Here is a 24,179-nt window from a genome sequence, read left to right as displayed (position 1 = left end):
GCGCTCCCCGTCCCTGTAAGGGAAGAGAGAGCGCCAAGAATGGTTAACCGCTCACGAGAAAGGAAGCATCCAGAATCATCGCCACCTGCCCATTGCCAAGAATGGTCGCTCCGGATAAATGCCTCATCGTTCCCAGATAGCTGCCCAGATTCTTAATGACCACTTCCTGATTGCCTATGATTTCATCCACGGCAATTGCGGCCATCTTGTCCACCGAACGGATGATAACAACCGGAATGGTTCTGGTTATGCGTCCGGTATGCTGATAATTCAGCTTTCCGTGCAGCCAGGAGAACGGTACAATCCGTCCGTGGTTAATAATGAGCTGCTCGCCCTGCACGGTCTGAATATCTCCCGGCACAATCCGTACAATCTCCGCAATACTGTACATCGGCAGAATCATTACCCGCCCCGACACCTTCACCAACAGGCCTTTAATAATAGCCAGCGTCAGCGGCAGCCGGATTGTAAAGGTAGTCCCCTGTCCCGGTTCTGTCTGAATATCGATGATTCCGTTCAGCCTGCCGATCTGGCTGCGGACGATATCCATGCCGACTCCGCGGCCAGACACCTCACTCACCTGGGCAGCCGTCGAGAAGCCCGGCTCAAAAATAAGCCGGACGGCTTCCTCCGGTGGCAACAACGCCGCCTGCTCTTCCGAGATCAGCCCCTTTGCTGTCGCAGAGGCTTTGATTCTATCGGCGTGGATGCCCTGCCCGTCATCCTGTAACGTTATCACCACATGATTCTCTTCATGATAAGAGCTCAGGGTTATGCGGCCAGCCACCGGCTTTCCGCCCTCCAGCCGGACCTCCGGACTCTCTATTCCATGATCCGCGCTGTTGCGGATCAAATGGATCAGCGGATCGCCCAGCTCCTCGATAATCATCCGGTCCAGTTCGGTTTCCCGGCCTTCGAGCACCAGCTCGATTTCCTTCCCGAGCTTGTGGGCCAGATCTCTCACCAGACGCGGGAAGCGGCTGAATAACTGGTCGATGGGCAGCATCCGCGTCTTCATGACGCCCTCCTGCAGCTCCTTGATCACCCGGCCCATATGGTCGGAGACGCTGCCGATCTTCTGCAGGATCCCTGCCGGATCACTGCGCTGGCCGTTTGTGTGAAGATCCGCCAGGGAGGTCTGATCAATCAGCAACTCTCCCACGAGATTCATCAGCTGGTCGAGCCGCTCGACATGGACACGGACGGTCGGCTGTCCGGAGTTGCCTTTAGGCTGTTCCCCGGCAGCCGGTCCGGCGGACCCCGGATCCGGATATTCCGCTTTCCCGGCCGTCTGCAGCGGGAACGGTACAACTTCAGCGTTCTCCACATCGGAGTCGCCGGCCAACTGGGCCTGCAGCCCATCCGCAGCCCTGGAAGCCGCAATGACAAAGGCAAAGCTGCCGTACCGCGCTTCTTCGTCGCCGTCCGGTGCTGCTGCGGCCAATGAAGAAGCAAGCACCGTACCGCCGCATAAATCCTCAAGCCGCTGCTGCAGCATGAAATAGCGTGCCGCTTTCATCAGGCAGTCTTCCTTCAGCCTTACGAGCACAGCCAGCAGCCGCTGGCCGGAAGCGACGGCGGCCTCGGCCCGCAGGCTTTCCGCAGCGCTAAGCTCCGGCAGCCGGACCGGCAGACGCTCAGGCCTGCGGACTATGATTTGCAGCGCCGCCACTACAGAACTGCAGTCATCGTAAGCGGAGCCGCTGACATATTGGGTGCGGAGCGTTTTCATCGCGTCCAGCGCCCTAAACAGGACATCGATCAGCGGAACCGTGACCTCCGGCTTCTTCTCACGAATCCATTCGAGCACAAATTCCACTTCATGGGTAAGATCACTCATTTCGCGGAAGCCCATCGTTGCCGCCGAGCCCTTGATGGTATGGGCCGCCCGGAAGAGCGTCTGAACCACTTCCGGCGCCGCCCCCCGCTCCAGCGCCAGCAGTGCCTGGTCCATCCGCTCCATCTGATCGTTTAACTCTTCTATAAAAATCTCACGGTAGGCCGACAATTCCATCCTCTCGCTCACTTCCTCCCCTAGCCGCCCAGTAATTCCTCGAGCTTCAATATACCTACGATCCGGTCCCCGTCCTGACCGATTCCCTGGAATATCCCGTCCCGGCCGCGGATATTCATCCCGGCAGGCGGGTGGAGCTCCGCGTAGGTCGTAACCTTATTCACCTTGTCGACAATCAGGCCGACAAACTCGTCGCGGTACCGCACTACGATAATCCGGCTCTCCCGTGTATACGGTTCATCGGACATACCCAGCATATAACGCAGGCTAAGCACACATACCACCTTGCCGCGCAAATTAATGACTCCCTTGACCTCACTGCGGCATAAAGGAATATCCGTGATGCTAAGCATCTTGATGATTTCATGGATTTCCCCGATGGGAATGGCACATATTTCGGCGCCTACTGAAAGTTCTATATATTGATCTTTTTGCGGCGAAGCCATGCTCTGCACCTTCCGTCTGTAGAATTAATGGGTCTTAAAGGCAGCCGCAGAATGAGCGAGCTCTTCGGAAAGCTGGGCCAGTGACTGGCAGGCCGCAGCTGTCTCTTCTGCTGCAGCCGCAGACTCTTCGCTGGAAGCGGAAATCGCCTCGACCGAGTTCATCACTTCGGCCGCTTGGGCGGACTCTTCCTCGCAGGCAGCAGCTATTTCATTCACCTTCAGCGCGGAGTGGTTCACCATCGAAATAATTTGCTCGAACGCGTGGCTGGTCATGGCGGACTGCTCGACGCTTTCCGCTACAGCCCGGACGCTCAGCTTGGTGTTGTCCTGCATCGCCTTGATGATGCCGGTAATCTCTTTGGTCGCCTCGCCGCTGCGCTCTGCCAGCTTGCGGACCTCATCGGCAACGACGGCGAAGCCCCGTCCCTGTTCTCCGGCGCGGGCAGCCTCAATGGCGGCATTGAGCGCAAGCAGGTTCGTCTGCTCGGCGATATCGTCGATCACCTCGATAATATCGCCGATTTTGCGGGAGTCGTCTTCGAGCTGGGCCATCTTCACATTGACTGCCTGCATTCCCTTCAGCGAGGCTTCCACCACGCCGCCGCCTTCGCGTGCCGTCCGCACCGTATCGTTGGACAACTCGGCCGCTTCCTCGGCGCTGGCCGCCACTGAATTGATAGCGAGAGACAGCTCACGGAACAATTCGGTAATGCTGGCCGCCGATGCCGACTGGTTGGTGCTAGTACTGGAAATTTCCTGTGTGCTGGCCGAGATTTCTTCCGAGGAGGCGGCCACGCTTTGCGAGTTCATGGTAATGCCGTTAACCAGTGTGCTCAAATTGTCTACCATCCGGTTCAGCGAAGCTGCCAGTTGTCCGACCTCATTGGTGCCGGAGATATCCGTTTTCTGCGTCAGATTGCCACCAGCCACTTCTGCAGCCAGACTGGCCATCTTTTGAAGCGGCCGCGAAATGGAACGGGCAATGGAATAGCCGATTAGAAGGCTAACGATGACCGCCAATACCACTACGCAAACCGTTACAATTAGCGACAGTTCGTACGTTTTCTTTGCATTATTATTCGTCTGTTCCGCCAGATCGGAGTTCGTGTCGATCAATTCACTGAGGGTTTGAGAAACCTGAAGTCCAGTCTCTCTAATACTGGCAGAATCAAAGTTGCCGGTTCCGAGTGTACCGCCTGATTGCACCACAGCAATGGCCTGATCGAACAATTGTAAATAGGTCTTGAATTGCGTATCCAGATTTTGCAAAAGTGTCTGTTCCCGCTCTGATGTCGCGAGCGGGCGGTAAGTGTCCACTTTCTGGTCGAACAACTCCCGGGAAGCGGCGCTTTCCTCCATATATCGGGTGACCGCGGCGCTGCTCGAAGCGGTGCTGATATCGCGCAAAGAAGCATTCATCTTCTGGTAGTTAATCTGCGCTGCAGACAACTCCCGGACCGAAATCAGATTGTTGTCATACATTTCATCCATATTGTCGTTCATTTCCTGCAGTGTCATCATCGAATAAATGCCGAAACCCGCGAGGAGAACGGCCACCGCCAGAAATGCGGAGATAATTTTTGTTGCTGTCTTCAAATTTCCATACCACTTCATGATGTATACTCCCCCTGAGATACAATACTGTAGCTCCGCCTGTGTTTCCGGGGCGTCCCCCAACTTCACGCGGGCTGAGATATATTTCGACATTTTTCGTCGATTTTTGAATAGTTCAAAATTTGGAAATTGATATATTTTTCGTGAAAATGCAAGCTGCGAATGTACAACCGGGAAACCGATTGCATTTTGCCGTGTTAGAATTAAAAATTGTGGTTGGTGTCTCTTATTTGGCAGGAGTAGCGCAAGCGGCGGAGAATTTGTAGTGGCAAGCAGGTGAATTTTCAGTTCACCGGAGCGAAACCTACAGGAGGGAATTATATGGCTAACTTGTTTGGCGGATTGCTTGGTAACTACTCGGAGATGTCCGTTCCCGAATTGACGGCCCAATACGGGGGCTATCTGATGAACGACGAGCAAATCCGCATGGGGTTCAAGCTTATCCGCGACACGTTTATTCTTACAGATGACCGATTGATCCTGATTGACCATCAAGGGGTTACCGGAAAGAAGACCCGCGTCGCTTCCATTCATTTAAATTCGATTTACGAAGTGACCATGGAGACAGGCGGCACCGGCTTTGACGATTGCGAGCTTACGCTTCACTACATCGCCTCGCCTTATTACAAAGCGAACAACATTCAAACCGCTGCCTACAAATTCGAATTCAGCAAAAAATTTAATGTAGGGCCGCTTTATACCGCACTTATCACTATTGCCGGCGATAACCTGAAACGTCTGAACGGCTAATGACGCGGTTCCCATAAGGATCAGCAGCGCCAAATACCCCCGTCTCCATCTGCAGCGGAGCGGGGGTATTTCATATGAACAGGGGGACTGAGCTCAGGGCTGTTCCAGAGCGAAACGCAGCAGCCGGCTGAGCGCCGCCGGAAGCACGCTGACATGTCCTTCTTCCGGGAACTTGGCGAGCTTGACTTCAAGCCCGGCAGATGCAAGCGGGGCCAGGCGTTCCGGCAGCAGCTCAGCATCGGCCACCATATGCTCCAGTTCTTCCGCTCCGACCGTAATCAACAGCTTCGGCTTCGGCGACAGACCAAGCTGCGGGAATGCTCCGGTAAAATGCTTCAGCTCTTCCAGCACCGCATAATCGCCCCACCAAACCGAGGGGCTGCCGGCGGCAAAGTGCGAGAAGAGCGCCGGGCGGGTAAAGAGTGTGTGCAGAACCAGCAGGCCGCCGAGCGAATGCCCAAACAGTGACTGCCGCTTGGGGTCAACCGGAAACATCCCGCCGATCAGCGGCATGATCTCCTTCTCCAGCACATCCAGGAACCTGTCCGCTCCCCCGTGCTCCGGCCACTGGCTGCCGTCCGGCCGCTTAGGGAGCGACGTAACATCGGCCGGAATGGTGAAATCATAGCAGCGGCGGATCATATCGAACGGCTCGCCCGACGGATAACCGATACCGACGATCACGGCGGGATCGTAACCGTGCGGCTTGCGCGTCTGCAGCCGGGCGGACTCGGCCAGCGTATGGAACAGCGCGTGGCCGTCTGCCGCATAGATGACCGGATAGCCTGCCGGCGGGGCGTCCCCGCCGGGACGGGAAACAAGAATCCGGTATTCCAGCCCGCTGGTCCGGGCGAATAGAATATGCTCCTCGCAGCCGGCATGCGGATAACTGTTGTTTACCAATGTGCTCATGGCGCCAGAATCTCCAATACATCGTCTATGACTTTACCGTAGGCTACCAGGCCGCCGCCCAGCCAATACCGGTCATCTACGTTGTATACTTGTCCTGCTTTCACGGCGGGAACGCTCTTCCAAAGGGCGCTCTCCGTCAATTCTTTATAGAAGGCCTCTCCGCTGTTCATCGAATCATTGGCCAGAAATAGATAGTCCGCATCAATCTGCGGCAGCAATTCCAGCGACAAGTCCAGGCTGTTCTCAGCGGCGACCAATTCACTCTTGGCAATGCCCAGCTCCTCAGCCAGCACGAATCCGCCGTACACCCCGCCCATCAGGAACATTCCCCGCGAATTAAAGCGGATGATAAGCGCCTTCTTGCCTTCCATAAGCGGGGCAAGCTCCGCCTTCGCCGACTCAGCCTTGCTGCGGTAATCCGCCAGCCCCTGCACAGCGGCCTCCTGCTTGCCCAGCAGTTCGCCGAGAACCGTCACCGAGTGATCCAGATCGCCCGCCGCCTGCTTGAACACATAGGTGGGGGCAATTTGTGAATACTGCTCATAAACACCGTTCTCCGCATAGAACTGGTTATGCAGGATAATCAGATCCGGCTCCATCGCCATGACCACTTCCGGTGAAGGCAGACCGCTGGTGAAATCGACAAGCGGCACACCGGCTAGCCGGTCCTGCAAATACTCCTGGCCTTGCCCGTTATTTGCCCACTGCCCGACCGGTTTCACGCCCAGCACGACCAGCGAATCTTCCATATAAGGCGCGAATACCCGCTCCGGCGGAGCTTCCAGGTTGACTTCATGGCCCAGTTCATCTGTCACCACCAGCGGATATGCCGCTGCAGCCGCTTCAGTAGCCTCCGGCGATGCCGGCGGCGCAGCTTGTGTAGCAGCCGGTGCAGCTGCGGCTTCGGTTCCTCCGTTGCCGCCGGCATTGCCTGCTGCTTCATTACCACAGCCTGACAGGAGCAGTGCCGCCAGCAGAATGGTGTATAGCGGCATGGCTTTCAACTGCCATGCCCGCCGGCCAAGGACTTTGTTCATAAAATATATCCCCCTTAATGATAATCATTCTCATTACTGGAGATTATAGCGGATGGCCGGCGGGTTTAGCCATGGACTGCACCCTGCTGGCGGCTTGGACAATTCCCCGTAAAGATCAGCCGCGCCTCTTCCAGCATCCGGTCCATTGCAGTGGCCGAATATTCAAACCATGGATCCGACGGCAGCGCCTCCACCGCTCCGGCCTGCACAGCCGTCAGACTGCGCCAGCTCTCCCTGTGCTGCAGGGCCAGCCATTCCAGCCTTGTAGCCGCATCGGGACAGATCAGCAGCAGCAGGCGCTGCGGATTAAGCTGCTCCACCTCCTGCAGTGAGATTCGCTCATTGTACAGTCCCTCCCGGCTAGCATAGGCTGATGGCAGCCCAAGCGCACCATACAGCACATCACGGATCCCCCTGTTGCAATAAGCATATAGCTCATTACCGCAGAGCCGCAGTACCAGCGTCCGCACCCTGCCGCCCGCTGCTTCCGTCTGGGCCCCCGCCCGCCGCGCCCGGCCGGTATAATCGGCAATCCAGCGCTCGGCCTCCGCCTCTCTGCCGATAAAACCGGCGATTTCCCGCAATTGAACATCCCAGCGGTCCTGCTCCCCGGGGATGAACAGAGATACTGCATTCTGCTGCAATGCTTCCCGCCATTCTGCCGGCAGCTTCTCATGGCCGATAACCGCATCCGCGCGCGCACGGATCAGCTTGTCACACTCGGCAGCGTGGTCCAGTTGATCGGCCCGCAGGTGAACCTCGATCCGGGAGTAGTATTGGTTATAGTAGAACGAAGTCCACTTCGCATCCATCGGCGCAGCCACGGGAATGACGCCCAGAGCCAGCAGCTGGCCCGTCATAGCTGCAGAAGCGGCGGCAAGCCGCCGCTTCTGCCGTCCGCTGAATGCCGAGGGCGGTATGCCGAACGCCTTCTTGAATTTCCGGCTGAAATAGAACTCATCGCTGTACCCTACCTTATGCGCGATTTCCCGCAGCAAATAGCCGGATTCCTGCAAATATTGCTTAGCCTTGCTCAGCCGCACCTCCGTCAGATAATCCAGCGGGCTCAGCCCGTAATTCTTCTTAAACAGCTCGCCGAAATAATTCGGGCTCAGCCCGGCCATCTCCGCCAGTTCCCGGATGGGAAGCGGCTGGTCATAATTCCGGACTATATAGTCACGGATATCCTGAATGGAGAGCCGCCCGCTCTTAGGCGGTTCATCCTCACCTGCCTGTTGCCGCTGAACCATAGGCTCGCCCCCTTAACTTAATAATTGTAGTTGATAGGCATTATAGTGATAATGATAATCATTATCTGATGAGGTTTCAATAAAAAAAGAACGCTCTGCAGCGTTCCTTCATCAATGAACTTATAGATACAGACCATTACACCCGAAGATGATAATAAGGCAGCGTCAATGTGGGGACGAAGCCCAGCCTCTGCGCCAATTTGTAGGAGCCCCTGTTCTCCAGGCGGCAAGCCCATACCGGCTCCAGCTCATGAGCCAGACAATAATCTATGAGTGCTGAACACACGGCAAGAGCATATCCCTTTCCCCGGTAGGCTTCCCCCGTCTCAATACCGATCTCCAGCTGCCGCTCTGTTCGGCACGATGAGAACGCGGTAGATGCGGTTTCACCGCCTGCCAGCAGTGAGAACCCGGCGCCCTCGGAGGCAAAATGGTCTGCATCCCGCCAGAAATAGCGAGGAATCACGCTGCCTGCCTGCATGCGGAATTCCTGCTGGCCGGCCGGAACAACCTCTCCGTCCGGCTGCCGATAATGCCGCTTGGCCTCCTGATACAGCTCGCGGTTGAAACGGAAGTTGACTCTGGTATTCCGCTCAATGGTCCGGGGTACCGGCACTCCTGTGACGGCCGCAGCCTCCGCCGCACTGCGGTTAATGCCGGACAACATGGAGTCAATTACGGCGCTCCAGTCCCCGGCCGGATCGGTCTGCAGCCACTCCGCCTGCTCCCGTGCACCGGAGAGATTGCTGAGATAATCATAGAGCCGCCGGTTAAACGCCTCATTCCCCGCAGCGCCGAACAGCAGCGACATGCCGTAAGGATGGACCACATAATATGTCTGGGGAACTAACTCGCTGTCTGTGTATACCTTACCGGCGACCTTCCGGGCCAGCACCGCCTCCGCAAACAGGGTATTGATCTCGATTCCTTCGAGCAGCGGCATAACCTTACCGTATTCCTTGCTGTCCAGTTCAATCATCGTTTAATATTCCTCCTTCTCCTGGCTGCTGAAGCGCAGGAACAGCCAGCGGAAATTCCATTCAAAGATATGGGACATGAGCTAGTTATCGTACGGGGCCGGAACACCATGGCTCAGCCAGGCTTCAGCGTCCTTTCCCGACTGTGCGGCGCGCTTGGCGTATTGCAGTATATCTTTCAGATAGCTTATGATTTCAAGCAGATTGTGTCTGCCGCCAAGCTCCCCGTGCCCGGGAATCAGCCGTTCGAAATCCACCTCGGCGCCGATGCGCGCCAGAATACCTAGCCACGCTTCCGGATAACCGGTCTGCATCGCCGGATGCGCCCGGTTCAGAATCAAATCGCCGCACACCAGTACTTTCACATCTTCTATGTACACCATCGCATCGCTTGCCGTATGGCCGCCGCCGAAGGTGAATACCTTCAGGGAGCGGGCAGCGCCATGGATGCGCAGCTCATCTGTAAAGGTCAGACTTGCGGTCTTACGCCGGATATTGGGGACAGCTGCCAGCAGTTCCTGCTTATCGGCAATTTCATCGGCCAGTGCGGAGCAGACCCGCGGATCGTCCGTCGTCTCTTTCATCCGCTCGAAGACGGCAATCTGCTTCTGCAATCCGCTACGCCACAGCTCCGGCGTATGCGGCCGCTCCCGCAGCAGTAATTGGCGCGTCTCCTCGGTAGTAACAATTAGACTGTCCGCAAACTCCTGATTGCCGTAGTGATGATCGCCATGATAGTGGGTGTTGATGACATACTTGACCTTTCTTCCCGTCAGCAGCTCCGCTGCTGCCCTCAGGTGGCGGGCCGCTTCGGGCAGACTGAATGTATCCACGACCGCTGCGCTATCGCCCAGATCAATAATCGCAGCATTGCCAAGCGCCCCGCTGCCCGGTACGACAATGGCCGCCCATACCCCTTCAGCCGCTTGCCGCAGTGTAAAGAAGCGGTTCGGGATGACGCTCTCCATGGATAACGAAGTAACCAGCTTACGCAGGATAGCCGCAACCTCCGGAAAACTCCCGGCAATATAATCGGCTGCAAAGACTTCCTCTCCACCGAATCCGTAAGAGACACCGATTGCGATTCCCCCGTTGTCCCTGGCCGCAGCGATATCGCTGCTGCGGTCGCCCACAACAATTAGGGTGTCCGGGTCATATTTCTGCTTCAACGCGCCGACCCGTTCCGATTTGCTCCGCATCCCGTCTCCAGCCCAGCTGACTTCGGTGAACAGAGAATGAAACCCGAACTTGTCCGCGATAGCTTGTACATACTGCTCACTGCCGTTCGTGCAGATGCACAGGTCGATCCCCAGCGCCTGCATCTCCTGCAGCGACTCGATTACACCGGGATATAAATGACCCTTTCGGGGAATTTCCTCCAGCTCATAACGGATAACATCCCTTGTGAATTGCTCCGTCAGTTCCGGCGGCCGGTCAGCCGGAAGCACATGCCGGCAAATGTCTGCGAAAGGCAGACCGAACAAGCCGGCAATTTCCTGAGGCTTCCGCGGCGGACAGCCGTTATCCGCAAGCGCTTTCGTGATCGCGGCAATATCAACCGTCTGCGTCTGGAACAAGGTGCCGTCCAGATCAAAGACGGCGAGGAGTCTTGACATCTTACACTACACCTGCTTTCTTGAATACGTATTTAACCATTATAAGACAATTTGCAATAACTGGAGTATGAGATATATTCCCTCACATGCCAAAACGCCGGAGCGCAGTCTGTCTGCGCTCCGGCATACCGGCATTTCTATATGCGTAATAGACGGTCTACGCTCTTTGCTTACGGGTAATGACATCGAAGATGACGGCTGCGGCCAGAACGCCGCCGCGGATCATGTACTGATAGGAGATGCCGACCCCCAGCAGATTCATGCCGCTGGAGAGCGATGCCATGACCACGGCGCCGATGACGGAGCCGGTAATCTTGCCGACGCCGCCCGCAGCAGAGACTCCGCCGACATAAGCGGCTGCGATGGCATCTAGCTCAAACAGGGTGCCCGCCGTCGTAGTAGCGGATTGCAGCCGGGAAGTGAACAGGATGCCGGACAGTGCGGACAGAAGACCCATGGAGCAGAACACGAAATAGGTGATTTTTTTGACGCTGATGCCGCTGAGATGGGCCGCTTCAGGATTGCTGCCGACCGCGTAGATATGCCGGCCGATCACGGTGGAGGTCGTCAGGAAGTGATAAATAACCACCACGATCATCACAATGACGACTGTCCAGGAGAAGCCGTTATAGCCTGCCAGAATCCAGGTAATATAGGCAATAATGGCCGAGACAAACACCAGCTTGACGCTAAACATGCCCTTCGAGATGACCTCGAAGTTATATTTCAGCTTATTGTTCCGCTTGGAAATTTCAAAGTAGATGAAGAGCACAATAATCAGTGCGCCGATGATCAGCGAGAGCAGGTTTAAATTGCCGAGCTTGCCGAGTGACGGAATAAATCCGTTGCCGATCGCATTGAAATGTTCGTCCTTAACAATGATCGTGCCTGTCTTCTCAGTCACCCGCAGCAATGCGCCGCGGAAGATCAGCATGGCCGCCAGCGAGGCGACAAACGCGGGAATCCCCAGATGGGCAACCAGTACGCCGTTAAATAATCCGGTAACGATGCCCATCACGAGAATGATCGGAATGGTCAGATATACCGGAACTCCGGCTTGTGTCAGAAGGATGGCGGCGATTGCCCCCAGAAACCCTGCGGCAAAGCCGACGGACAAGTCGATATGGCGGATTACAATGACCAGCGTCATCCCGACGGCCAATACGGCGATGTAGCCTGTGGCGTCGATCAGGTTGCTGATATTCCGCGAGGACATGAACAGCCCGTCCGTGAGGATCGAGAACGTCAGCATGATGACGAACAGGGCGATGTACATTCCGTAGTCGCGAATGTTGACCTTAATCAACGTTTTTGCTTCGTTAAGTAGTTTCACTGGTCTTCCTCCTATTGTGTAGCCAGTTTCATGATTTTCTCCTGATCGGCTTCCGCCGCCGTAAGCTCGCCCTTGATCTCCCCTTCGGCCATGACGTACACCCGGTCGCTCATGCCCAGCACCTCGGGCAGCTCGGAGGAAATCATAATGATGCTCAGGCCTTCGCCGATCAGCTTGTTCATAATGGTATAGATTTCGAACTTCGCACCGACATCGATGCCGCGGGTCGGCTCATCCAGAATCAGCAGCGACGGGCCGACGAACAGCCATTTGCCGAGCGACACCTTCTGCTGGTTGCCCCCGCTGAGATTGCCGACGATCTGCTCCACGGAGGGGGCTTTGATATTGAGCGACCGCTTATACTCGTTCGCAATTTTGACTTCTTCATTGAGATTAATCCGCCCCTGCCTGGAGACTCCGTTCAGATTGGCGGCTGAAATGTTCTGCTTGATATCCTGGATCAGGAACAGGCCGTCGCCCTTGCGGTCCTCGGTAACATAAGCGATTCCCGCTTCAATAGCATCCTTAGGCGTCTTGAAAGACCGCTTCGTACCGTTCATCCTCAGCTCGCCCTGCAGCTTGTAGCCCTTCGGATTGCCGAAGATGCTCAGCGCGAATTCGGTCCGTCCTGAGCCCATCAGTCCGGCGATGCCGACGATCTCGCCTTTGCGGACATGGAGGCTCAGGTTCTCGGCCACGTTCCGTCCGAGCTGCGGATCATAGGCAGTCCAGTTCCGCACCTCCAGCACATCCGGGCCGAACTGCTGGCCGCTGCGTTTCGGGTAGATGTCCTCGATCTCGCGGCCGACCATATTTTTGATGATGACATTCTCCGAAATCTCGTTCTTCTCCGCATCCAGGGTGCAGATGGTGCGCCCGTCGCGCAGCACAGTAACCTTATCCGCAATGGCGATCACTTCTTTAAGCTTATGCGAGATCATGATGCTGGTAATGCCCTGCTTCTTCAGCTCCCGCAGCAGCTCCAGCAGATTCTCGCTGTCGTCTTCATTGAGTGCCGCTGTCGGTTCGTCCAGAATGAGCAGCTTGACGTTCTTGCTGAGCGCCTTGGCGATTTCCACCAGCTGCTGCTTGCCTACGCCGAGGTCCTTGACCAGCATTTCCGGATTGACGCTGAGATTCACCTTTTGCAGCATTTCTTTGGCTTTGATAATGGTCCGGTTCCAGTCCACCACCGCCCCGTTCTTCACCTCATTGCCGGCAAAAATATTCTCGTACACCGTCAAATCAGGAAACAGTGCCAGCTCCTGATAGATGATCGCAATCCCGGCCTTTACGCTGTCGCTGATCCGGGTAAAGCTCTGCACCTGACCCTCAAACACAATATCGCCGGAATAGGTTCCATGGGGATACACCCCGCTGAGCACCTTCATCAGGGTGGACTTGCCGGCGCCGTTCTCACCGACGAGGCAGTGAATTTCGCCCTGTCCGACCTTGAAGCTGACATTCGACAGCGCCTTGACGCCGGTGAATTCCTTCGAGATCTCCTTCATTTCCAAAATATTCGGATTCTGCATCTTCTTAGCTCCTTCGCAAACCAAATCGTAGAACGGCGGAATAGTGATAGAAGGCTCTATCACTATCCCGGCCTATACTATGGCGCTCCTACAGTCCTGTAAACTCGCCGGCTTCATAGTATTTGGAGTCAATCAGCGCAGCCTTCACATTGTCTTTGTCCACCACTTGCACTTCAGTTTGTTTAGCTTTAACCTCTACACTGCCGTTGTCGTAGGAACCGGTGGTTTCCGGCGTTTTGTCGTCAAGCACAGCTACGGCCATGGCGATGGAATCCTTCACCAGATTGCGGACGTCCTTGAATACCGTCATCGATTGGTCGCCGTCGATAATGTACTGAATGGAGGCCTTCTCGGCATCCTGGCCGGTAACTGTAAAGCTCGTTACAGCCGAATCGGAAGCGAAGACGTCGGCGATCGACCGGGCAGTTCCGTCATTCGGTGCCAGAATGGCCACATCGCCCTTCATGTCAGCGACGGCTGCCGTCAGGTGGGTTTGCGCTTTATTCTTGGCATCGTTCGGGTCCCAGTTGGTGGTGACCTGGCTGATGATTTTGCTTTGGTCTTCACGGCTCAGCTCAGCCTTATCCTGCAGGGCCAGGGCTTCGGTCGAATTGGCAACGGTGAATGTGCCGTCGGCGATCTTCGGCTGCAGAACCGACCAGGCTCCCTCAAAGAACAGAAAGGCGTTGTTATCCGAAGCTGCACCGGCGTATAAATAGAGCGGCTGGCCGTTGCCCTTGGCATGGTCGATCAGATATTGCCCTTGGGCTTTACCTACGGCGACACTGTCGAAGGTAACGTAGTAATCCACTGCGTCGGTGTTCGTGATCAGGCGATCATAAGCAATTACGGTTACATCGGCTTTCTTGGCGGCTTCCACGGCGGCTGCGGCAGCGTCGCCGTCCTGCGGACAGATGATCAGTACTTTGATGCCCTTAGCGATCAGAGCGTCCACATTCTCTTTTTCTTTGGCGGACGAGCCTTGGCTGAAGAGAATCTCCGAAGAGTAATCGGTCTCCTTCAGGGCATCCGTAAAGCGCTGCTCATCCTGAACCCATCTCGGTTCATCCTTGGTCGGCAATACAATGCCCACATCCACTTTACTTCCGCTGCCGCCGCTGTTACAGGCAGATACCATCACCGCCAGCATCATGGCCACAAGCATTAACGGAATCGCTTTCAATAACTTTCTCATTGTCTAAAACCCCTCCCGGTATGTTGGCTGCTGTCTTTCTTACACCTTGATGTTATCATCCGCCCCCGGCACCCGGAATAGAAAATTCTCCTCTGTTTCTTGAATATCCTCATCTGTAAAAAACAGGCTAAATGCTTATTTTTGAAGAAAAAAGTTGATGAAGTTTCAGGATTAAGGCACAATAGGATTGTCCCGCCGGAGTGATCCGGCAGCAGCTTTGCAGCAGCAGATTTGATATTGAAAGGAAGCTTCCATTCATGCTTATACCGGTTCCCGAACTGAATTTCAACACATCCCCTTACTATAATCCCAGCCTCAAAAATGTAGTGATCCTCGCCACCGGCGGCACGATAGCAGGCAGCGGGGAAGCCCATAAGACACTGAACTACGAGCCCGGCGCGCTGCCGATCCAGGATCTGCTGGATAGTGTGCCTCATCTGGAGCGGGTGGCCAATTGTGCCGGCGTGCAGGTCAGCAATCTTTGCAGCGCCGACATTACGAGTGAGCACTGGCTGACCTTGGCGACACTCATCAACACGCTGGCGCAGCGTGAGGATATCCATGGTTTCGTCATTACACACGGCACAGATACGCTGGATGAAACCTCTTATTTTCTGAATCTTGTGGTCAAAACCACCAAACCGGTAATTATCACCGGCTCGATGCGACCGGCAACGGCGATCAGTCCGGACGGCCCGCTGAATCTGTACCAGTCGGTGGCATTGGCCGCCAATCCGGAGGCGCACGGGCAGGGTGTAATGGTCGTATTTGCGGAGGGAATTTACAGCGGCCGTGATGTGCAGAAGGTCAATACCTTTAAAGCCAACGCTTTCGATGAGCGTGATTTCGGCTGCCTTGGCTACATGCGCGACAGTCAGGCTTTCTTTTATACCCGTTCTCTCAAAAAGCATACGACCGATGCACAGTTTGACGTTTCTGCCCTAAATGAACTGCCGGAGGTTTCGGTAGCCTATTTCCATGTGGACGCCAACCCGGGAATTCTCGATTATCTCGCTACTGTATCGCGGGGCATCGTCATCGCCGGAGCCGGCGGCGGCATCTACAGCAAGCCGTGGATTGACAGGGTCGGCGAACTGAAGAACAACAACATCCCTGTCGTGCGCTGCTCGCGCATCTCCAGCGGAATTACGCTGAAGGACGCATATATCGACTTATCCGCCAATTCCATCCCATGCAACAGCCTCGTCCCGCAAAAAGCGCGGATTCTGCTGTCGCTGGCGCTAACACAGACAACGCGGTACGATGAAATCGCAGCCATGTTCAACGAGTATTAAGCGATAGAGGCACTTCGCAGCAGGCATATCAAACAGGCGTATACAGGCAAGCGTGATCTTTAAAGAGATCACAGCTTGGTTTGTATACGCCTTTTTACCTTACAAAGCTCTTTTCATTACAATTCAGGCGGTTTATTTACATTCTAGTAACTATTTTGCGAATATTTTCAATTACACTGGGTTTGCTGTGCAAATAGACAACCATCATGTCATTCAAGGAGGATACTATGAAGCATCAGAAACTGTTTATTGTGATTACACTCGCTGCTGCACTACTGGCCGGCTGCCAGGATGCGGAGCGCCCTTCCCCTTCGGCTACTGCGGAAGCAACTGCAACCGAATCTATAGAAGTAACGCCTCCGCCTGCTGCTACTGCTGAGCCGACGCAGGCCGCAGCTGCAGAACCGGAGCCCCCGGCTGCCGTTGACGTTGAGCTGCCTGAGCTGACCTATACGGAGGAGCAGACCACAGAAATTCTGAATGCGGCCGGATTGGCCGGTCTCGAACAGGTCTATATTCCGGTGCTCGGCTTGGGCACCGACGACTATCTCGACCGCATAGAGGTTCAAGACGACACCGTACGGATTGTGTTTATCCGCGGAGCAATCAGCCAGTCGAAGCATGAGCTCAAACCGGCGGGCACTGCACCTTCGCGGAGCGTACGGCTGTCCAGTGGAGTTACTGCGGAATGGATCAGGCAGGATGGGTCTTCCGTTGAGTTCTTGTATTTCGAGCAAGACGGTGTGCACTTTGCCATAACCTCCGCCAAACCCTTCGCTCCCGGGGAGTATGAAGCGGCAGCGGGCTCACTCCAGCCACTGAAGTCATCCGGATTAACACAATAAACATAATCTTGCAGCTAACGCTGCCCAAGGTACAGCGGTTGCCTGGCCCGGTTTCATTGTTCTCACCATTGCCGGCAGATTCATTTGGAATCATCGGGCGCAGACATTCCGGATGGCCCGGAACTGTCGGACTGTCCGGGTGCTCCGGGCTCTGCTGCCGCTTCCATCTGCGCTCTGACTGCCGGAGGCCACACGGGCTTACGCTTGCCAGGTCCATTCTCCGCCTTCAGGCGGCGGAACCGGCCCAGGCTGTATAAGCCAGCAAATAACAGCACGAACATCATCCCGGCCGCGAGGCCGCCGCCTTGTCCGGGAATCAGCGGCATACTGGCCAGCACCGCCAGCAGGCCGGCAATGCCAGCCCATGAGCTGTAGGGGAAGCCGCGCAGGCCGGCTCCTTGTACCAATGGACCGCCCCGGCGTCTGCGCAGCCGGTAATGGCTGGCCAGAATCATGACATAGGAGAACAGCAGGGCAAATCCGCCGGAGCTGACCAGAAACAGGTAGACGCCTTGCGGCAGCAGCAGCCCAAGGCCGAGACCGGCCAGCATCGCGCAGCCGGAAACGAGAATACCGCGGTACGGGATGTCCGTGCGGTCGCGCATCCAGGCCGGCGTATGGCCCTCTTCGGCCAATGAACGCAGCATCCGGCCCAGGCCGAAGACGGAGGCCAGCATGGTGGAGAGAATTGCCGACACCAGCACGATGTTCATCGCAGTGCCGGCCCAGCCCAAGCCGTACAAGCTCAGCGCTGTCACAAACGGACTGACATTCTCCGCAACGCGGCCCGCCGGAACCAGCAGGAACAGTCCGGCCATCGCAGCCAGATAGAGACCCACCAGCAGGATGATCGTATACCGGATGGCCTGCGGTATCCTGGCGGCGGGATTCCTCGTCTCCGAGGCAGCCAATCCGAGCACTTCAAACCCGGCATAAGTGAACATGACCATCAGCATGCTGCCGGCGATCCCGCTGAAACCGCCGGGCATCCAGCGCTGGCTGCGCAGCACGGACAAGCCGGGCGTTCCTGCCCGTCCGGCGGTAATTCCGGCCAATATCACCAGCGCAATCACGACAAATCCGAATATCGCCAGCAGTTTGACCGCTGCCAATCCGCTTTCCAGCTTGCTGAGCCGCTCCGCGCCGAGCAGGTTAAGCAGCGTAACGCCTGCAATGATGGCTGTGCCCGCCAATGCAAGCGGAAGCATGGGAAACCATCCGCGCAGCAGAATGGATGCCGCTGTTGCCTCACTGGACATGGCCAATACCAGGCCTGTCCAGTATACCCACCCTACCGTAAATCCAGCTCCCCTGCCGAAGGCCTGCTCGGTATAGGTGCGAAAGGAGCCCGGCGACGGATTCGCTACGGTCATTTCCGACAGTGCGGACAGAATAAAGTAGACGAGAATCCCGCCGATGATATAGGCCAGCAGCACCGACGGCCCTGCGGCGCGGATCGCCACTGCAGAACCGAGAAAAAACGAGCCGCCTACCACGGTGCCCAGTGCGAGCATCGTGAGCTGCCACACGGATAATCCTTGCTTGCCCTTGTTCTGATGCATCTGCAATCCTCCCCGGTTTCTTTTATAAGAAAGTATCTGCAAATACCGGGGAAATTAGCCGATGTCCTTTGAGGCAGTTTGAACTAACGCGCGGCCAGTTAGGCGTATACGGACTGTAGAGCCGTTATTTGGAGTAAACTCGCACTTTTCGGGAGTTAACGGACCCAGGTGACGCTATTACCCTCTATTTCGGCGGATTCAGCTGTTAGTCAGGCATATAGCGTTATCTCAGTCCGCAAGGCATGCTATTTGGGCCAAACTCACCCAAATAAGGGCCGCTCAGTCCGTAAGGAACACATACCCCTGTCCCGGTGCACGCGCAAAAGCCCCGGAATATGGTTCCGGGGCTGCATTAGCGACCTATTCATTTCTCGATCAGCGTTACACAGTTTCGGCCTCTGTCCTTGGATTCGTACAGCGCATCGTCGCCGAGCTTGTAGATATCCTCTTCCGAAATCCGGTTCACCTGCACTGCGGCGACGCCGATGGATACAGTGATAATGCCGTGCTCCGGGCTCATCTCATGGGCAATCCGCAGCTCCGAGACGCTGCGGCGGATGCTTTCCGCATACTCGCGGGATTGCCGGGCGGTGAAACCGGGAATCAGGATGCCGAATTCCTCTCCGCCGAGCCGGAACGCGTAGCCGTCCGCCTGGTCGGCGAGCCGCTGCAGGACGGCACCTACACGCTGCAGAACACGGTCGCCCTCATAGTGGCCGTAGGTGTCGTTGTATTTTTTGAAATAGTCAATATCGAGCATCAAGTAGGTTAAGGTCCGCTGCTCCCGCGCCGCCTTCTCCACTTCCTCCTCAAACAGCTTGTTGAAATATCTGCGGTTGTACAGTCCCGTCAGCTCGTCGGTAATGGAAATCTGTTCAATCAGCCGGATGTATTTGTTCAGCTCGTCGTTATTGAACTCCAGCTCAATGGTGCGTTCGCGGACCAGATCCTCTAAATGCTCCTTGTGCCGGAGAAGCTCCTCTTCCGCCCGTTTACGTTCTGTAATGTCCTTGACCGTGCCTTGTATTGCCGGACGGTTCATATACGTAATCAGCGTGGGCTTGTGTATGACGATAATCTCCCGCCCATCCTTGCTCAGCAGTCGCGTTTCGTATTCAACCGGCACCTGCTTGCCGCGCATCCGCCGCATATAATAATGTCTGACCTTCTCCCGCTCGCCGGGAGCGAGGAACGCCTCGAACGGCTGTTCCAGCATCTCTTCCGGACTGTAGCCAAGCATCTGCCCCAACGCCTCGTTGACATAACGGCATTTCGCGTCCTGCGTAATGAATATCCCATCCTGCAGATTGCCGACCAGCTCGCGGTACTTCTCTTCCGAGCGTTCCAGCTCGGAGTAGAGGCTGGCATTCTCCAGCGAGAATACCATTTCCCGCGACAGCAGATTGATAATTCGCATCCGCTCCCGGGTGAAAACTCCGGTCAGAAGGTTATTTTCCAGATAAATGATAGCGATCGTCTTGTTCTGGTTGATGAGCGGCATACATACGAGCGATTTCGGACGGTGCTTGACGATATACGGATCGTTCACGAACGGAGTCTCGGAAAAGGCATCATTATAGATGACGCTCTCCTTGCGCTCCTCTACCTGCTTCAGAATGGATTCCGGCAGCTGGTCATACCGGTTGAAATCGCGCACCGCGACGTTGATCCGGCCTTCCTCGGGATTATATTCGCCTTCCACCAGCAGTCCGTGCTTGGAGGTCATCAGAATGCAGCCCCGCTGCGCTCCGGCATTCTTGATGACAATTTCCATCAGCGCCTCCAGCAGATTATTCAGCTCAATCTCTTTCGAGATGGCCTGGGAAGCCAGCAGAATCGAGTCCAGGTCAATACTCTCGGTATAATCGGATATGGAGCGTCTATGCATGAACTCCTTGGTGCTGATCCTGCTGACCAGCTCGGGATACCGCCCGGCGATGAACGCGATTTTGCCTTTAGCGCCCCAGACCGAGTAATAATATTCCGATTGCCTGAACAGGTAGGCTGCAAATTCCTTGAAGTTCTTATGATAATAAAAACGGGCCGCCAGCTCACTTGCAAGCGCCTTGTACCGGACAAATCCGCTTCTCTCGCTCGCTTCAATCGCCAGGTCGTAATATTGGCCCGCTTTATCGTCCTGCCCGGAAATCCGTGCCCACTCCGCCCGCATCAAATACTCATGCTGACGGAAGGTTTCCGGCGCATGTCCGGCCCATTTGCGCACTCTGCCGAATTCCTTGCGCATCCGCCGGCGCGCCCTGCCCTTGGCTAGTGGATTCATGTCCGGGTAACAGCAGGCCAGGTTCAGGAAGGTAAACAGCGCGAACTCTTCCATGAACGCGGAACCGGCGAGCGTGCCGATGATCGGGTAAGCCTGATCGATATATACCAGCGCTTCCTCCGAGCGTTCATAGGTGAAGAGCAGCTTCATTTTATAAATATAATAAATCGCTATTCCCGAGTAATATTTCGCTTCAGTCAGCTCGCGCAAATAGACCTCTTCACTGAAGCCGTCACCGTCAAAAGAGCCATTGTCCGCCAGCTCCCCCGCCAGATTCAGAAAATACTGCCGGGCCAGCTTCGCCGTCGCCAGCGATTCCTTATACTTCGTATCCTCGATCATGGCGATGGTCCGGCTGCTCTCCTGCAGGGTGGCCGGGATATCCAATGTGGGATTCCACAGGTTCACATAGAATGAAGAATGGGCGAGATAGAGCAGATCCCCTGTCTTAAGGCTTGCCTCCATCGAGGCTGTAAACCATTCCTGCAGCGTGTCCCAAGGCTCGGTCCAGACATGGGAGAACAGGGTATAGAGCACATACGCCGCGCCTTTCCACTGCAGATTCTGGAACTTGTCGTTGATGCGGATGCCGAGCCTCCCGTAGTCAAAAGCGCCCTTGATATCGCCGAAGCCCGACAGCAGCATTGCATAACCGATGAACGCCAGCGCTGATTCCGGCGCATTGCCGTAGGACAGCGTCAGCTTGATCTGCCGCAGCACGACTAAACCGAACAGTGATGTTTCTCCGGAAATGAAGGCTGGGGGGATAAAATTGACGAGCAGCCGCATCATCATCTGCGTCTGCGGATCACTCATATCCGGCGCGGCAAACAATTCCTCGACACTCTTGCCGCGCAGCCGGGCCTTTACCTGTACCAGCTCCTTGAGCACGGCGGGCATGCCCACCTTGCCGGGAATCTTCAGGCCCAGTACCGCCAGACCTTGCCTGCCTGCAGCAATCGACTCCTGCATCATCCCCAGGTACATGTAATAATTGGCCTGCATTTCATAGATTTCAGCCAGCGCGAGCGTCTCCCGGATCTGTCCGGCCAGGACGGCACAGGCCCGGTCCGCCTCTTTCACATGATGCGTGAGGTATCCGCACTCCGCATACAGCCGGTAAATCTCTGCGGTCTGCTGCGGCTGCTCCGCCCAGGCGTGCTCCGGCAGATGCGCCATCGCCGCTTCCAGCAGCGCATAGGCGGCGGGGTAGCCGAAACCCGCTTTGGCCTTGCGCGCTGCCCGCAAATTGAGCGTAATGACCTCTTCCATCTCCTGCTTATCGCGGATCAGCTCCAGCGCTTTGTTCATATGCGCCGCAATATCCACAAGCTTGTCCTCGGCTACCTCCGCCCCCAGCCGCTCCAGCATCAGCCGCCCGATCTTCAGATGCAGCTGCTTCCCCTTCTGCTCATCCAGCATCTGATAGAACGCCTGCTGAATCCGGTCATGGCTGAACGCAAAGCGGATCTCGGTCTCCGGAGCCGCCGCCTCATCATCGCCCAGCATGCCCGATAACAGGCTGTACCGGCGATCCGCAGGTCGGATGAATTCTTCCTCCACCGCCGCGGCAATGGTGTGCACTACCGCATCAACCGGCGCTCCGGCCAGCTTGAGCAGCATCGTGTAATCGAACTCGTTGCCGATCGCAGCGCAGACTGTCAGAATGTCCCGCTGCTCTGCAGGCAGCAGGATCAGCTTCGTCATGAGAAAATCCACGACATTATCATTAACGGGCAGCGCGGCAATCTGACTGAGGCGCCACGTCCATTCACCATGAATATCGTTGAAATAGAGATACCCTCCGCGGTGCAGCTCCTTCAGCAGTTCATTGATGTAGAAGGAGTTCCCTTTGGTGCGTTTATAGATGGCATGCGCCAGCTCCGTAACCTCTTCGGGATGGGTATATAGGGTATCGGCGATGAGCTGCTGCGCGTCTGCCGGCGGCAGCGGGTCGAGTTGAATCTCCCCGGCCTTCCCGCTCTTCTCCAGCCGCGCCTTGATGGCGAACAGCGGGTGGCCTGCGGGAATCTCGTGGCTGCGGTACGAGAGCACCACCAGCATCCGGCGCAGCTGGTTGCCTTGCATCAGCCGCTCAATCAGTTGCAGGCTGGAATAGTCCGCCCACTGTAAATCGTCCAGAAACAGCACCAGTGGCCGTTCACCGCCGGTCAGCCCGATCAGAAACTGGGCGAAGGTCATGTAGAAGCGGTTGGTTTCTTCCTGCGGATGGAGCGGTCCGATATCCGGCTGAGGGCCGATAAATGCGGTTAACTCCGGGATCAGACCGGCAATCAGGCTGCCATTTCCGTCCAGAGCCTGCACCAGCGCCCGCCCGATCCATGCTTTAAATTCGGTGTCGGGACTCTCCAGCAGCTCAGCCGTCAGCCTGCGGAAAGCCTGAATTACAGCACTGTAGGGTATATTCCGGTTATACTGGTCGAATTTTCCTTCGGCAAAAAGGCCCTTGTCCCGGCTGATGTACCGGTGCAGCTCATGAACCAGAGCGGTCTTGCCTGCTCCGGCTTCACCGGTGACGAACATGGTTTCCGCGGTGCCGCGGGCGCAGCGTCTGAAGGCATCCTCCAGCCGCTTAATTTCGCCTTCCCGGCCGTATAGTTTTTGGGGAATGCGGAAGATGTTCAGCCGGTCCTCCGCGCCGACAGTGAAGTCCGCGCTGCCTGCAAGACATTTTTTGAGATCGGCTTTGATGCCGAAGGCACTGCGGTAACGGTCCTCCGGCGATTTCTCCATCAGCTTCATAATCACGGCCGACAGCGCCGGAGATACTTGGCCCGCGCTTGCTTTATCGGGGGGAACCGCCTCCTTGGCAATAATGGAATAGATCTGCTCCAGTATTTCCCCGGCATCAAACGGCTTCATGGCGGTAAACATTTCATACAGCATTACACCGTAGGAATAATAATCACTGCGGTAATCAATACTGCGGCTCATCCGCCCCGTCTGCTCCGGCGAGATGTAGTGCAGGCTGCCTTCAAACACACCGCTGTTGCGGAAATCATGTTTCTCTTTGGACAGCTTTACCGCCAAATCGAAGTCGATAATCTGCACCTTGTTCTGTTCACGGTTCCAGATAATGTTCGACGGCTTAATATCCTTATGAATCACATGCCGGTCATGGATGGCGCCGAGAATATCGATCACCTGAACCGCCAGACGCAGCAGCGTCCGCTGATCGGGCTTGTCCTCGGCCAGAATCCGCTTCAGCGATTTCCCCCCGATGTCCTCAAGCACCATGATATAGTAACCGCCCATTTCCTGAAGCCCGACAGGCCGGATTACACCGTCTATCTTTCCGCTAAGCTCCTGCAGCAGCCGATACTCCTGTTTGAAGCGCATGACTGTCTCCGCGCCTGTCAGCTCAGCCTTCAGCACCTTCAGAATCACAGTGCGGTCCGTTCCGTTATCGCTGCATCTGTAGACCGATTTGGCCGCATTGTCGGCTATGGTCTCCAGGATCTGATAGTTGCCGAACAGACTCATACGCACTCCACCT

General features: G+C 56.0%; 17 protein-coding genes. 4 read left to right on the top strand and 13 right to left on the bottom strand.

From position 1 onward, the window contains the following. Positions 1 to 43 precede the first annotated feature (43 nt). Genes F1381_RS09670 through F1381_RS09660 form a run of 3 tightly spaced genes read right to left on the bottom strand, consistent with a single transcriptional unit; the run spans position 44 to position 4,074 of the window. Positions 44 to 2,026: a chemotaxis protein CheA gene (locus tag F1381_RS09670; RefSeq protein ID WP_246187967.1), complete on the bottom strand. Its 1,983-nt coding sequence runs from the start codon at positions 2,024 to 2,026 to the stop codon at positions 44 to 46. Between the two features lie 8 nt (positions 2,027 to 2,034). After that, positions 2,035 to 2,460 carry a chemotaxis protein CheW gene (locus F1381_RS09665; protein ID WP_151734614.1) on the bottom strand — a complete coding sequence of 142 codons (426 nt, stop codon included), beginning with the start codon at positions 2,458 to 2,460 and terminating at the stop codon, positions 2,035 to 2,037. A 24-nt stretch (positions 2,461 to 2,484) separates the two neighbouring features. Next, positions 2,485 to 4,074 (bottom strand): methyl-accepting chemotaxis protein, encoded by a 1,590-nt coding sequence (locus tag F1381_RS09660; protein ID WP_151734613.1) that lies wholly within the window; start codon positions 4,072 to 4,074, stop codon positions 2,485 to 2,487. A 122-nt stretch (positions 4,075 to 4,196) separates the two neighbouring features. Between F1381_RS09660 and F1381_RS28185 the strand changes: the two genes are divergently transcribed. Beyond that, the gene (locus F1381_RS28185) at positions 4,197 to 4,340 is read left to right on the top strand and encodes a hypothetical protein (RefSeq protein WP_187355269.1); all 144 of its coding nucleotides are present in this window, start codon (positions 4,197 to 4,199) and stop codon (positions 4,338 to 4,340) included. Positions 4,341 to 4,395: 55 nt separating this feature from the next. Beyond that, the gene (locus F1381_RS09655) at positions 4,396 to 4,824 is read left to right on the top strand and encodes a PH domain-containing protein (RefSeq protein WP_151734612.1); all 429 of its coding nucleotides are present in this window, start codon (positions 4,396 to 4,398) and stop codon (positions 4,822 to 4,824) included. Between the two features lie 93 nt (positions 4,825 to 4,917). Here F1381_RS09655 and F1381_RS09650 read toward each other — a convergent pair whose 3' ends face one another. From F1381_RS09650 to F1381_RS09615, 8 genes are all read right to left on the bottom strand, one after another. Continuing rightward, positions 4,918 to 5,736: an alpha/beta hydrolase gene (locus tag F1381_RS09650; protein ID WP_151734611.1), complete on the bottom strand. Its 819-nt coding sequence runs from the start codon at positions 5,734 to 5,736 to the stop codon at positions 4,918 to 4,920. Next, positions 5,733 to 6,773 (bottom strand): ABC transporter substrate-binding protein, encoded by a 1,041-nt coding sequence (locus F1381_RS09645; RefSeq protein WP_151734610.1) that lies wholly within the window; start codon positions 6,771 to 6,773, stop codon positions 5,733 to 5,735. Before F1381_RS09645 ends, F1381_RS09650 begins: the two co-directional genes overlap by 4 nt. Before the next feature lie 65 nt (positions 6,774 to 6,838). Further along, complete coding sequence (locus F1381_RS09640) at positions 6,839 to 8,023, bottom strand: helix-turn-helix domain-containing protein (RefSeq protein ID WP_151734609.1); 1,185 nt, start codon at positions 8,021 to 8,023, stop codon at positions 6,839 to 6,841. Between the two features lie 136 nt (positions 8,024 to 8,159). After that, on the bottom strand, positions 8,160 to 9,002 hold the full coding sequence (locus F1381_RS09635) for a GNAT family N-acetyltransferase (protein ID WP_151734608.1): 843 nt from the start codon (positions 9,000 to 9,002) through the stop codon (positions 8,160 to 8,162). Positions 9,003 to 9,083: 81 nt separating this feature from the next. Next, the gene (locus F1381_RS09630; RefSeq protein ID WP_151734607.1) at positions 9,084 to 10,616 is read right to left on the bottom strand and encodes an HAD hydrolase-like protein; all 1,533 of its coding nucleotides are present in this window, start codon (positions 10,614 to 10,616) and stop codon (positions 9,084 to 9,086) included. A gap of 157 nt (positions 10,617 to 10,773) precedes the next feature. Further along, complete coding sequence (locus F1381_RS09625) at positions 10,774 to 11,949, bottom strand: sugar ABC transporter permease (protein ID WP_151734606.1); 1,176 nt, start codon at positions 11,947 to 11,949, stop codon at positions 10,774 to 10,776. An 11-nt stretch (positions 11,950 to 11,960) separates the two neighbouring features. Next, positions 11,961 to 13,484, bottom strand: coding sequence for a sugar ABC transporter ATP-binding protein (locus F1381_RS09620; RefSeq protein ID WP_151734605.1), 1,524 nt, complete (start codon positions 13,482 to 13,484; stop codon positions 11,961 to 11,963). 88 nt (positions 13,485 to 13,572) lie between these two features. After that, positions 13,573 to 14,679 carry a sugar ABC transporter substrate-binding protein gene (locus F1381_RS09615; RefSeq protein ID WP_151734604.1) on the bottom strand — a complete coding sequence of 369 codons (1,107 nt, stop codon included), beginning with the start codon at positions 14,677 to 14,679 and terminating at the stop codon, positions 13,573 to 13,575. Between the two features lie 257 nt (positions 14,680 to 14,936). On the opposite strand from F1381_RS09615, the gene F1381_RS09610 reads away from it, so the two are divergent. Beyond that, positions 14,937 to 15,974, top strand: a complete 1,038-nt coding sequence (locus tag F1381_RS09610) for an asparaginase (protein ID WP_151734603.1) — start codon at positions 14,937 to 14,939, stop codon at positions 15,972 to 15,974. A 227-nt stretch (positions 15,975 to 16,201) separates the two neighbouring features. Beyond that, entirely contained in the window at positions 16,202 to 16,819 is a 618-nt protein-coding gene (locus F1381_RS09605; RefSeq protein ID WP_151734602.1) for a hypothetical protein, read from the top strand. 80 nt (positions 16,820 to 16,899) lie between these two features. Here the strand turns inward: F1381_RS09605 and F1381_RS09600 are convergent, their stop codons facing one another. Both F1381_RS09600 and F1381_RS09595 read right to left on the bottom strand, forming a co-directional pair. Further along, on the bottom strand, positions 16,900 to 18,381 hold the full coding sequence (locus F1381_RS09600) for an amino acid permease (RefSeq protein ID WP_151734601.1): 1,482 nt from the start codon (positions 18,379 to 18,381) through the stop codon (positions 16,900 to 16,902). Positions 18,382 to 18,745: 364 nt separating this feature from the next. After that, a complete protein-coding gene (locus tag F1381_RS09595) occupies positions 18,746 to 24,166 on the bottom strand; it encodes a diguanylate cyclase (protein ID WP_151734600.1) in 5,421 nt (1,806 codons plus the stop codon). Positions 24,167 to 24,179: the final 13 nt, after the last annotated feature.

It is taken from the genome of Paenibacillus tengchongensis, assembly GCF_008973665.1.
GTDB lineage: Bacteria > Bacillota > Bacilli > Paenibacillales > Paenibacillaceae > Paenibacillus_AQ > Paenibacillus_AQ tengchongensis.
This window is presented reverse-complemented; position numbering and strand designations above follow the sequence as displayed.